This window comes from Paenibacillus sp. GbtcB18 (genome assembly GCF_019091125.1).
In the GTDB taxonomy this organism is placed as follows: Bacteria; Bacillota; Bacilli; order Paenibacillales; family NBRC-103111; genus Paenibacillus_F; species Paenibacillus_F chitinolyticus.
The window spans coordinates 372,595-385,329 of record NZ_JAGXJX010000005.1 but is presented as its reverse complement, the minus strand read 5'-3'; the positions used below and the strand labels follow the sequence as shown (position 1 = coordinate 385,329).

Annotated in this window: 9 protein-coding genes; 1 reads left to right on the top strand and 8 read right to left on the bottom strand. The window is 38.7% G+C overall.

Annotated features, from left to right (window positions below; genetic code table 11):
• Window positions 1-49 precede the first annotated feature (49 nt).
• The 3 genes from KVT34_RS17695 to KVT34_RS17685 are packed head-to-tail and all read right to left on the bottom strand — an operon-like array spanning window position 50 to window position 2,946.
• Window positions 50-883: a hypothetical protein gene (locus KVT34_RS17695; RefSeq protein WP_217560129.1), complete on the bottom strand. Its 834-nt coding sequence runs from the start codon at window positions 881-883 to the stop codon at window positions 50-52.
• On the bottom strand, window positions 884-2,623 hold the full coding sequence (locus tag KVT34_RS17690; protein ID WP_217560128.1) for a TniQ family protein: 1,740 nt from the start codon (window positions 2,621-2,623) through the stop codon (window positions 884-886).
• The gene (locus KVT34_RS17685; protein WP_217560127.1) at window positions 2,623-2,946 is read right to left on the bottom strand and encodes a Mu transposase C-terminal domain-containing protein; all 324 of its coding nucleotides are present in this window, start codon (window positions 2,944-2,946) and stop codon (window positions 2,623-2,625) included. Before KVT34_RS17685 ends, KVT34_RS17690 begins: the two co-directional genes overlap by 1 nt.
• A gap of 150 nt (window positions 2,947-3,096) precedes the next feature.
• Here KVT34_RS17685 and KVT34_RS17680 point away from each other — a divergent pair, with 150 nt between their 5' ends.
• Window positions 3,097-3,438: a helix-turn-helix domain-containing protein gene (locus tag KVT34_RS17680; RefSeq protein ID WP_217560126.1), complete on the top strand. Its 342-nt coding sequence runs from the start codon at window positions 3,097-3,099 to the stop codon at window positions 3,436-3,438.
• 39 nt (window positions 3,439-3,477) lie between these two features.
• On the opposite strand, the gene KVT34_RS17675 is transcribed toward KVT34_RS17680, so the two are convergent.
• The 5 genes from KVT34_RS17675 to KVT34_RS17655 form a co-directional block, all read right to left on the bottom strand.
• Window positions 3,478-4,527: a TniB family NTP-binding protein gene (locus KVT34_RS17675; protein WP_217560125.1), complete on the bottom strand. Its 1,050-nt coding sequence runs from the start codon at window positions 4,525-4,527 to the stop codon at window positions 3,478-3,480.
• Complete coding sequence (locus tag KVT34_RS17670) at window positions 4,528-6,600, bottom strand: hypothetical protein (RefSeq protein ID WP_217560124.1); 2,073 nt, start codon at window positions 6,598-6,600, stop codon at window positions 4,528-4,530.
• Window positions 6,591-7,253 carry a TnsA endonuclease N-terminal domain-containing protein gene (locus KVT34_RS17665; protein ID WP_217560123.1) on the bottom strand — a complete coding sequence of 221 codons (663 nt, stop codon included), beginning with the start codon at window positions 7,251-7,253 and terminating at the stop codon, window positions 6,591-6,593. Before KVT34_RS17665 ends, KVT34_RS17670 begins: the two co-directional genes overlap by 10 nt.
• 157 nt (window positions 7,254-7,410) lie before the next feature.
• Entirely contained in the window at window positions 7,411-9,324 is a 1,914-nt protein-coding gene (locus KVT34_RS17660; RefSeq protein WP_217560122.1) for a TniQ family protein, read from the bottom strand.
• Window positions 9,325-9,832: 508 nt separating this feature from the next.
• On the bottom strand, window positions 9,833-12,451 hold the full coding sequence (locus KVT34_RS17655) for an adenosylcobalamin-dependent ribonucleoside-diphosphate reductase (protein WP_217560121.1): 2,619 nt from the start codon (window positions 12,449-12,451) through the stop codon (window positions 9,833-9,835).
• Window positions 12,452-12,735 lie beyond the last annotated feature (284 nt).

Below are 12,735 nucleotides of genomic sequence, written 5' to 3'. Positions count from 1 at the left end.
ACGTTACTAATCGCATTAAAATTTCATCCTCGTTCCCTTAATCAGTATACTATGATTCCCACCCATCAGCCGATCTCTGACTTAGAATTGATAACTTTTCTAATTTAGAATACCAATACTCTTTTTTGGCTTTTTCTTTTTGTAAAGTCATCAGAATATATCTTCTTTGTATATCCACAATCTTTCTTACACTAGATAGTTCAAATTTCTTCAAGAATCCTTTCGCGATAAATTCATCAATCCTTTCTAAATTCACTTTGACACGACTGCATATTGTCTTTTCATCAAGAAGTCCATGTATCAAATCTGTTCTATATATTTTTTGAGCTTCTATCAATGAAAACGTACCCCATTCAAATGATAATTCCTTTGATTTCCTTAACTCAGGAGCCAAAAGAACCCTTAATTTTTCATATCTCCATATGGCATTTAATTGTTCGAATTTATTATGATTTTCTTTCCACATTGAAACTTTATCCGGTAAGCTAATATTCTCAAGATTTAGTTCAAACGATGTATTGTTCTCTTTTCGCTTAAAATTATTAGTTGGAGTATATCGTAAATACCTTTTTCTTTGATAAGAGATATGTACTATTTTTTCTAACTCCTCCTCAGATAAATCTTCACTTTTAATGAACGTTACAAGGGGGAGTATCCCTACATTGTGAAGATATGCGATTAATTTTTCGTAATTGTATTCATAAATCTTATAGATTTCAAACTCTCCAACAACACCTGTTTCTGCCCATAAAATACGCTTTAAGCCTAAACTCTCTTGCTCCTCACGAATCTGGTATTTTAATAATTGTAATCTTTTTTCAGCCTGTCTTAGTTCCAAATAAGACCCATCTAATATAAATCTTTTTAACTCAACCAGGCCCAATTAACTCAACCCTTCCGACAATTCTACATACTTATTAATTCTAGATACGGTCTCTTCTTTGAAATAATACCTTTTCCTTCCATCCTTCATAACTAAGATATAGTCAGCCTTAATGCCCTGTTCTTCTAGCAATCTCCATAGCCTCTTTTCACCTATTTTTAATAATTTCATTACGTCGCTAAAGTAGAGTCCCTTCTCATCTTGTCTTCTCTTCTTTAAAATTTCCATACATGTCTTAACTTCTCCCTCATCATAATAATTGTCAGCCAACGAGTACGAATTTTTTCCAGTGATACGACAAGGGTTTAAGTGACTTGAGTATGTAAATGAAATAATTTCGAGTATTGTGAAGGCATACTTGGAATACTTTGCCAACACACTATGGAAACTAATCATTGAAGGACTTATCCCCTCCAAACACTCTCCGAGGCAGTCCTGTATCAAATTATTAACCTCTTGGATTTGAAACAATACCTTGGATGAATATGCAACTCTAATTGGTGTTATATAACCGGCATTAATTATTTTTTGAACGGAATCAGAGGTGACCCCAATAATCAAACCGACTTCTTTTTTTGATATCAAACAGTTTCGATTTTTTAAATATCCGTCAAGGGGCGTTTTCTCGACTAAATATCTATGCTGACCGTTTATATACTTAGTTTCAATTTTCAGTTCGTTATAATCATTTAATTCATGAAGTTTATCGAATGCAATGCCCGTACTTTGTCTTACTTCTTCCCTTCGAATTTTCCTCCTATCAGCTAATAAACTTGGTTTTCTTTTAAACACAGAAAAATCCTTCCTTACATTACCTTTATCAATTTGTTCAATAAAATAGGAATTGTATGCATCTTGGACCCAAGCAAAATCTTGAACGTTGAAAATATCTTCAAAGGCCTTTAGACGTTCGTATCGTTGACTACCTTTATTACGACTTAGGAAATTATCTAGTACGATGTAAAAATGTTTTGGAAAATCTAGATACATCCAGTACACATTAGCTAATGCAACTGCTAGATTAAATCCACTTTTTTTCCCCTTAAATTGGTTATAAAAAATGGTTAACTTTTCAAATGTCATTCCGGTAAAATCAACAGCACCAATAAGTAAATGAAAACTCAAGTAAGCTAGTCTAAAGTATTGAGCAAAATTGCAATTTTGTATAAAACAGCTTTCTTTTTCCCATAGATTGTTCACTAATTGTTGCTGGGACTGAATAATAATATTGTTGTCAATTGGATCAGGACATTTTGTGTCTTCAAAATTAAACGAACATATCTCACATATTTGATTTGTAAACGTCCCCAAGTTGATTGAACGATTACATTGAGGACATAGATCTATCAACATTACGTTATGATTAGTACATAGATGAATGGGTGTTATACACCAAATTGTACGGTGATAGTATCTTTCTTTAATACACTGGGGGCAATATTTCACTTTATTCTTTAAAATTATCTTTGAGGCTAGTTCCGATCCAAAGAAATCTTCTAAATTATATCCATTTTTTTCAGTTATTGAATCATTCTCCCCTAAAATAAAGGTGTTTATTTTCTCTAATGCCTTAAGATTAATTTCATTATTTTGCGCTTGGTAAACGGATAATTCCAGAAAATTATTGAGGTAAGAATAACGGTGGTAATTCATTTTTGATACTCTATGAAGAAAACCCGATATACTTTCATTGCTTTGGATAACAGGGCTAATTAATGCTTTCTTCAAATTTCCACTCATTATTTTTTCCTATTTCTTTTCTTACGTTTCTTTATCTGTTCTTTTATTGATCGGAACATCGCTTGATAAGTTTCAAGTCCGTGACGATCAACACTAATATCATTTAAAATACGATACGCAATTGTTAACCCTCCATCTTTCAATAAAACTAAGATATATTCATCGTCGTAGTTATCGAAATAAATGGAAATACTACCAAACTCTTTTCCATACCACTGTTCACGAATAGCAATGCTACATGAGTAGATAAAGCCTTTAAAAAGAATTCCTTTATCTGTTAACTCAGCTTGCTCAAATGGAAAAAAGTCAATTAATTTTTCCACACTTGTTACACCTCCTATTATTCTATTAGTCCTATTATTTCCAACTGACAGATTAATCATACATATATATAGCATTTAGTTTTAAATACTATTTTTCTCTCGTGTTTAATGGTATTCGGGTTGACTACACTTCAATTAGAGGTGTAGCTAATGTCTGAATCAATTTTGAAATTAATTGGTAAACGGATACGGGACTTACGAAAAGAAAAAGGATTGTCACAGGAGCAGTTAGGTGAGTTGGCGAACTTAAACTACACCTATATTGGTGGAGTCGAACGAGCGGAAACAAATATATCTGTGATTAATCTTACAAAGATTGCACATGCATTAAATGTTGGGGTGATTGAACTCTTCTCTTATACTAGGATATACGACCAAACAAAAGGGAAATCTTCTGATCTAGAACAAATTATTGATCTTCTCCTTTCGATTAGTCCTCAAGAAGTGAAAAAAGCGAAGAACATACTGATGGAAGTTTTTGATAAAAATTAGACGGCGGCCTAGGTGGCCGCCGTTTGAGTTATTAACCATTTATATATTTAGCGAAGGTCCTTGAGCTTTCTGTAAGTTTCTTCCCTTTTTCCGTTTGATCATCAGTTTCTCTTTGTACTTGTTCATCGCATTATTCTCAGTTCCAAGCGCTGCTTCTAAATCAAAACTAGTGTCGGCAAAGGGATTTGTAACAAATGGTCTAGCCACTTGTTTTACTTTCAGAAGTGCCTTCGCCAAATGTGATTCAGCTATTTTATCAGCGCCTGCCTTAACGGCAATATATGTCGCATACTCAAGTAACTTCATTACATAAAAAGGTATTCCATTCGAGATGTAGTACAACTTATCAGCAGTTCGTGGATCAGCAAGATTCGCTAATTCAATAAAAGGAAGCAATTTATCAACTTTCTGAAGAAATACCCTAAAAATAAGAATCTCCTCAACGGTACCATATGCGAAAGCTTCTAACGCAACTTTGTTACAAAATCTTCGATCCAATTGGGGATTGCTAATAAAAACTTTTATTGATTCCGGCATTCCACAGAGAATAACAGCAATGCCAATTTCTTCGGTAAATGTCTTAACCCAGTTTGATGCTGTCGCTAATACATACTCGGTGTCTGCATCAATTAGATGCTGGAACTCGTCAAAAATAATAACTTTTATCCCAAGTTCCTTGACAAAGTGATGGATGCGACTGGTCAACTCAGTTTCAGATCCTTTATGGCTGAAGGGATCTCCCATATCTTCTAGCACTTTCGATGCAAGCATTCTCGGTGTTGCTTTTGGAGGAACGACTACCCTTAATACTGGAATATGCGTATATTCTCGGTCATCAGTTTCTTTAGTTTCACGAGGATATCTTGCCGTGAATTCCTTGGTTACCGTACTCTTCCCCGCACCTGTTGGCCCAAAAATATATAAACAATCTGGACTAACGGAGTCATCCGACAAATCCATGATCGTTTCCATCTCCTCAAGCAGATTTTCATACTTTGGGTGATGGACAATGATCTTTTTAACATGCTCAACACATCTTTTCAATTCCTTTGAATCAGGTGCTTTTCCATCTAACCGTTCAAAATCCAATTAACATATCTCCTTTTGCCCACTCCCCCAATTGTCTGCAATTTTATCTAAATCAATGTTGTCTACTTGCAAGGCACCAGGTTCGGGTTTTACAATAATAGTTTCTTCCTGATTATTATCTGATTTAGAAGGCTTTATACCTCCATTACTTTCCATAGGATTTAGAATCGATATATTCATTGCTTCTACAAGTCCAGAAAGTTGTTTGATAGGTACACCTTTAATTGCACTGGCCACAGTCTCATTGACTGCTGCCTTCCTTCTTCTTCTTCTACGAATCCCTTGATATTCTAATTTGCATTCTTGTTGAATCTCTTCAACGTTTAATCTAGCCCTGCCTTGTAGCGAAGAATCATAGTCATTATATGCACTACCATCCTTGTTTGTCAGATATGCCAACAATTCAGCATTAATCGGGTAATTCTTGTCGATGTTTTTTCGTTCCAGGCCTCCATTTTTAATAAAGGCCTCAATATAACGTTTATTGAATTCATCTTTTACATAGATAACCCTTAAATCAGAGCTATAGCGAATCAGTACTTCACGACTTCTACCTTCACGTTCCAATCGCTTTCTAAGTTCATTTAATTCATCACTAAAAAAATGATGTCCCATGAGTACTATTCCACGAGGACCGACGGTACGTGCATCACTGTTTGAAGAGAAGAGTAATTCTAAATACTGACGATTTGTAGGTAATTTAGGATGTATCTTCATTTCTTTTAAGCCTTTAGCCCATAAATGCTCTGGAACCCCTTGGATGTTCTGACCTCTATTAAAATTGTTCGCGACCATGTCAACAATTGCTATGTGTGCGATATGATACAGTCCTTTAATATCGACCACCGCTTTCGCTGCCGAGTCATATTGTCCTTTTTCTGTAGGATTTGAAAAAAGTGAACCGACTAATCCTTGAAATGCTTTATGATTTAGATTTCCTAGTGCTTGTTCAACAGAACCTTTTTGATGACCGGATGCTACTTCGCAATATCTAAGTCCGATACGAAGAGCCGAACACACCTCTTCTACTTCTTTCGCGTCGTTTACCTTTGCATTATCCAAAAGTATTGATTGAGGGACACCATATGCCGTCCAATTCTTCTCAACCCGTGTGTACAACTCTTTAAATCCAGTCTTTGGTAAGATGCAATGTAAAATTAATTGTTTCCAATCACCAGCATTAGGCTCCTTTCTAAAGATGATATTAAATCCCATCGGTTCACCTGTTGCCTGATCCATTCCGTACATGAAGACCGGACGAAATAACTCGTCAAGTTCAAAGTCTACGATTAAACAGTCAATTGGCGTCCAGTCACATTCCATACATTCAAGTGGACGTGTTGCTCTTGCATTTGAATGCACACCATTGTGTTTTAAATCTGCTTGATTTACCCCCATGTGTTCTTTATCGCGCTCATATGTATCTACTGTTTCCTTCCGTATCCTTCGATATGTCGATTCTGAAACATTCTTGAGTTGCTCATGATCTGCCCTTGTCAAATTAATATTTTTTATTTCAGCATCAAGCACATCATATTCGTCTTTAATAGTAACGTATTCCGCTTTGCTTCCATATTTAAAAATAATGCGAGAAACTTCAGTCATCACTTCTGTAGCGACCCGATGATCTTTTGGCCCCCTCATTTTTGGAATTAAGTCTAATTTGTTCTCTCGCTTATACCATAAATCTAACCATCTATAAATCGACGCGGGAGAAATCGAGCCATTGGGCTTTAATTCCTCAGGATAGTTATCAGCATAAGCCTGAAACTGTGATGGCCTTATTTTTCGTTCAATAATAGGCTCAATCGCTTTATACCGTTTCTCCATAATATCGATTTGAACATCAGTATAATCTTTTGTACTGTATTCAATAACAACAGAGTCTTGACCTTCATGCAGAATAATTAGCCTTTTCTCATTGTAAGCAGTCAAGATCTCAATAAGAGACAGCAATTCCTTTGTGTCGTGTGTTATATTAAGCAATTCAACATCATCATCTCTTTGCCGGAGCACTTCATATGTGTTCGGTCCAATTCGAAATTGCGTACCATACTTGAAATCTATGAGCATGAACTTCTCTCCCCCTCAACTGAATAACGCAAAACTGAATCGTCAGATAGCTTTACATTAACTAAATCTGTTGAAATCTCTTGTAGGTAAATCAATTGATAAACAGCCTTATAGAAGCTTTCTTCATTAATTTCCTCACAAGACTCCCTCAATTTGAAAAGATAGATTTCTGTTTTTTGCTTCAATTGCTCCAAAACATGGTCCATAATTTTATCCGAAACATCTTGAGTACCTAGATGACGAAGTAATGAAAGGTTGGTTTGCAAGTACCCTGGGTTTATTTCCTCCTCTGTGAATACCTCGTAATGCCACCTCTGAGTTTCGCAAAATTTTCTACCAACTTCATACTTAATAACATTCGACGGATAGTTCTTAAACCGAAGAGATTTTACCTCAATAATGAAAACACGGCCATCTTTTAGGATTAATTTGAAATCCGGAAAATACTTATGTTTTTTACCATTCAATAAATAATGAATGCAGACCGGCTGATAAAAAATTTCTTCAACTTGAATATCAAAGTCAGCTAATCTAATAAAGTTTCTTTCAAGGAAACTCTCCCAATGAATCATTTCACCAGTTTTAAGAAATGGTTCTTTACCACGGAAACCTTTTCTTTTCGGCTTAATTACTCGAGCTGGCATGTATGGCATTTCTCATTCACCTCTGTTCATTTATTTGTGGTAAAAGTATTGCCAATTCTTATGCTGTGATAAACAGTCTTTTTTGATAAACTTATATATTTATTTAAGATACAAAAAAGGGTAGTGCTAGATCTTTCCTAGAAAACTACCCAAAACCATATTTAAATTAACCCTTTACATGACTAAGAAGATTGTTCGCTTCTTTCACTAAATACATGTATTTAAAACCGCCATCAATTTTATTTCCTGTTATTGCTTTTAGACCAAAATCCTCTTCTAATTTTCTTATAGAAATTTTAATATTAGTAAAATACTCATTCTTAATTTCGTCTAACGACATATATGTTTCTTTAAATTTTTGAATCGACACCTTATGATAGACCTTAAAAGAAAATTCTTCGTGACATGTAGCTTCTAATATCCCTATTTTCACCCAAAAGTTCACGCAATGCTCTTTCACACCAAGCAATCGTGCAACTTCAATTGTTCTTAGGTTGTTTCCCTGACTTTCATTGAATTTACGTCTAAAAAAATCTTTAACCTGCATTCTATTGAACAATAGTACATTTAAACCAATTCCTGCACCAATACCACATGGTAGAAGTTCTTCATTTAAAATCATCTGAACGAGTCTTCCTGAAGAACAATGTTTATGAGCCTGTCCGATGTTAACCACTTTTTGAAAATTTATAATTAAGCTTTCCTCTGTAACTTGATTGGTAACCCTACTTCTAAGATTGTCAATAAATACATCAACTGATTGTTTTTTTATATATTTTGCGTTAGAAAAATCATACTCTTTATATGAATATTCAAGATATCCATATTTAACGATGTCATCTATCCCAAGCCCTACATCCAAATAACTTTGAGCTTCCAAGTAGCTAAGCATTTGCTGATTCTCTGCATCTTGTTTAGACTTATACTCTTCTAGACTCTTTTTAATTGTAATTATGTTAATACCTATTGCTTTTTTTGAAATTTGACCTTCAATTTCATGATTTACTATTAATCGAATTAGTTTTTCTTTACTCACATTTAAATATCGCGCAGCTCGAATTCCAGATATGACCAATTCCTCGTACATATTTATAATTCTTATCAGATTTGAACAAGAGTAGGAATTAAAATTATCTAAAAGATAATTTATAAATCCTTTACGCAAAAGTACTAAACTGTCGTACCTTGCATCGAATAAGTCGCTGTAAAAATTCCCGAAATCCCCCATGATATTATTGAATTTTCTATTTGAAGAAGACACCTTCACTTCCTCTAAAAATTTATAAAAGTTATTTGGCCAATCAGAAAATACTTTAATAGCCTCTCTTTGTAAAGTTGAAAATTCTTCTAAGTTGTAATTAACACCAGAAAAATGAGAGATATTTTTGCATTCACACATAAATCTCGATACTAACAAAATACTATTATTTAACGAAACAAAATCCATCTCATTTATTACTACACTAAATTGTTCATTATACTTAATATTCAATAGATGATTCGTACTAATTCCACAAATAGCGAAGATTCTCATTGACAAATACAAGCTTTCCTCATTTGCTGCTGCTAAATTGGAATTCTTATGCTCATGACCGCAACTACAACGAAATATATCAGAATTCCACCATGTCATTGATCTCGAGCATTTTTGGCATTTATCAATAAGCATACATGAATGTATAGGACAGGAGGTTAAGTTAATTAAGCTCCATATTTTTCTGATATAATTCTTTTCTCGTAAGCAAAGTGAACATACTTTTAATTTTCTAGTGCAAATCGAATTCATATTAACATTAGCATTGAAGTATCTATAATAAATTTCCGATTCATCAAACGAGACTATGAAAAGCTGTTGAAGCAATTCTCCTTCAAAACCCAAAATGCTTTCCAATAAGTTTAAATCTTTTTCGGATATTACATTAGTATCAAGAAAAAAACTATGCATTCTTGAATCTTCGTAAACACTCAATAATTTATAAATGTATTTTGGGTTAATTCGGTTGCTTTGCGCTGATCTTATAAGATAACTGCTTATGCTCTCATCTAATTTCGGGCTCGGGCGACTGAGAAGTTTAAACATATATACAATTTCACCTTCATGTTCAAATTTTACTAAAATAGCAAAAGTGTTAATTATATTTAATTAGCACTTTTGCTAATTACCTATTTTCCCAAATAGTCAGCTATATATACACTTCTTATATAAAGGTGAAGTCCACGAGTTCGTTGATCTAACGGTGATGTTATCCTTGGGCAAGACGATGCTATACAATGCAGCATAAGCACTTAAAACAATTCTTGTTATTGCCAAATCTTTGCGCTTACCCGCTTTTCATGAAATCTCAATTTTACGACAAAAAAGGTACAGCCTCTTCAATTTTCTTGAAGAACTATACCTTTTCTAAGCGATAGACTATTTTCGGTTCAATTAGGGAAGGCAAATTAGGTCTAGGTCACAAAATGATGTATAACAATGTATAATTATACATTTATCATTAAATACGAAAATTCCTTCTCATTTACTTGAAAAAAATTCTCAGTATTTATGACGTCACACATGTACAGATCTTTACTTAGCTTATTCAATCTTACGAGCAGCGGCTGTACCCGCAGTTCGTGCAGTTCTTGCAGCCTTCGCTGTTCACGAGCGAAGCGGAGCCGCAGGACGGGCACAAGTCGAGCGACGTCAGCCCGGCAGGCGCAGTCCCTGCGGAAGGTTCGGCATGGCCAAGAGCAGCCGGCGCTTCATGCACGACTTCTTTCGTGGCCGTCACGTATGCCTCCGCTCCCGCTTCGCCGGCCATCGCCTCTTCGTGCATTTCAAGCGCTTTGGCGACCGCATCGGCGATGGACTCGACCCGATTGGCGCCGAAGCCGATAGCGCCCGAACCGCCGATGCCTTTGAGATGCTTGATCAGCAGGTTCACTTTGTTCCCGTGATCGCCGTAGCGCAGGAACAAGGAGCAGACGCGGCCGAGCGCTTCCGCCATGGCGAAGACGTCCGATCCCGCTTTTCCCACGTTGAGGAAAATTTCGCTCGGCGAGCCGTTCATGTCGTTGATCGTAATGTACGCCATACCGAACGGCGTATTGATTTTATACGTAGCGCCGCGCAGAATTTGCGGACGGCGTTTATATTCTTTATCGAAGACGTTCCCGGTATTCGCACCTGCTTGGCCGACCGGTTCCGCCGCAACCGCCACAGACGGTGCTTCTGTCGGAACTTCAGGTGCGGGAACGGCCGTCTCGGCCTTCTTCTCGTCCTTCTTGTCCTTGTCCGTTCCGGTGCTGAGTACCTGCACGTCACGGCTGCCGTCGCGGTAGATGGTCACGCCTTTGCATCCCAGATCGAAGGCAAGCTCGTACAGCCGTTCGGTTTCTTCGACCGTGAAATCGGCCGGACAGTTCGCCGTCTTGGAAATGGAACTGTCTACCCAGCGCTGGATAGCGGCTTGAACGCGGATATGATCCTCGGCCGACAAAGTCATGGATGTCACGAAATAATCCGGCAGGTCCTGATCCTTGTTGGCATCCTTCCACTCCTGCGCAATCGGCACGAACTGCTTGTCGTAACCGAGGCGGCTTTGACGGAAATATTCAAAGGCAAAATAAGGCTCAATGCCGGTGGAAGTTCCCACCATCGTTCCCGTACTTCCCGTAGGCGCCTGCGTAATGACCGTCACGTTGCGCATCCCGTTTTTGCGGACGGATTCCGTCACTTCCGGATAAACCTCGTGCATGTTTTTCATAAAGCCGCTCTGCAGGAATTTCTCGGTGTCGAAGTGCTTGAAAGAACCTTTCTCCCCGGCAATTTCAGAGGAAGCCAGGTAAGCTTCGCGTGCCATGAAACCATAGATCTTATCCAGGAATTCGAGAGATTCCGGGCTTCCGTAACGGATGCGAAGCTTGATCATCAGCTCGGCCAGCCCCATCGTTCCAAGTCCGACACGGCGCTCGCCTTGCTGGTTCTCGCGGTTTTCCTCGAAGTGGTATGGCGTCTTGTCGATGACGTTGTCCAGAAAACGCGTGGAGTAACGGACGGTTTTGCCCAGCTCGTCCCAGGCGACATCGTCATTCTCCTCGTCGTAAAACTTGGACAGGTTGACGGCGGACAAGTTGCAGACGCCCCAGGCCGGAAGCCCCTGCTCTCCGCAAGGATTCGTGCAGATGATCGGGTTGAAGTACCAGCTGTTGGACATCTGATTATAGTACTCCATAAACACGACGCCCGGCTCCGCGGAGCGCCATGCGGATTCAATGATCGTGTGCCAAACTTCACGGGCTTTGACCGTGCGGTACACTTTTACGGCTTTTCCGAGTTTTTTCCACTCATTGAGATCGCCGTTCCAAACTTCGTCGTATTCGGGATCCGTCGTATCGGGGAACACGAGATCCCAGTCCAGATCCTCCTTCACCGCTTTCATAAAGCCGTTGCTTACGCAAACGGAGAGGTTCGCGTTCGTAATCTGGCCCATCGTAGATTTAACGGTGATAAAATCAAGCAGATCCGGGTGCCAGTCGTTGATCATGAGCATCAGCGCGCCGCGGCGGCTGCCGCCCTGCTCGATCAAGCCCGTCGTATAGCTGAAAAGGCCTCCCCATGACACGGAACCGCTGGAAGAGCCGTTCACGCCTTTAACGATCGCGCGACGCGGGCGAAGGGACGAAAGATTAATTCCAACCCCGCCCCCGCGGGACATAATTTCCGTCATCTCGGACAAAGTTGCCATAATACCGCCGCGGCTGTCGTGCGGAGACGGGATGACATAGCAATTGAACAGCGTCAGTTCGTCGCTGGCATCCGCGCCTGCCGCAATACGGCCTCCCGGAACAAGCTTCCAATCGTCCAGAATGTAACGGAATTTTTCCGTCCATTCTTTCTGTTTTTCCGGTGTCGCTTCCACGGAAGCCATGGCCTTGGCCAGGCGGTCCCACAGCTCATCCGGCGTTTTTTCTATATTAAGAGTCAATCTGTCGATGTTCGACTCAATCGTTTCGCCGCTGCGCAGCTTAACGGTCACATTACGCCCATCCCGAGCGGTAATTTCCCCGACTTCCTTGGCCGGAAATTTCGGGTCGTCCTTGGTCAGGACAAGCACCACGTCTCCGACTTTCGTATTGTTCGTGTCCGCATCTTTTAACGCATAACGATCCAAAAAGATTTTCTCGCTCAAACCTTCCAAACTTTTCCGCTGCATCGTCTTCAAAACGGCAACACCCTCCCAAATCAATGTACCTGCACCCGGGAACCCGCACCACTGCGCGAAATTCGCGGTATGTACGTAAGCACTATATATAGTGTCCTTAAAAGATTATACAACACTAGATATTGTGTTACGAATAAACTGCGAATGAATTCAACGGGATAATAAAAACCATGAGCTTGTTTTCTCTCTTTTTCTTCGCCTTGCTCTTTATTTCGTTTGCGGAACTTTCATAAAAAACGACATTTTTCGACAAATCAAGCCTGTAAAAAAAGAGCCGCCGAGCC

Bases quoted from the DNA above. Each gene is read 5' to 3' on its own strand.
- KVT34_RS17690 (WP_217560128.1), bottom strand. From the start codon at position 2,623: ATGAGTGGAAATTTGAAGAAAGCATTAATTAGCCCTGTTATCCAAAGC.
- KVT34_RS17680 (WP_217560126.1), top strand. From the start codon at position 3,097: ATGTCTGAATCAATTTTGAAATTAATTGGTAAACGGATACGGGACTTA.
- KVT34_RS17670 (WP_217560124.1), bottom strand. From the start codon at position 6,600: ATGCTCATAGATTTCAAGTATGGTACGCAATTTCGAATTGGACCGAAC.
- KVT34_RS17665 (WP_217560123.1), bottom strand. From the start codon at position 7,253: ATGCCATACATGCCAGCTCGAGTAATTAAGCCGAAAAGAAAAGGTTTC.
- KVT34_RS17660 (WP_217560122.1), bottom strand. From the start codon at position 9,324: ATGTTTAAACTTCTCAGTCGCCCGAGCCCGAAATTAGATGAGAGCATA.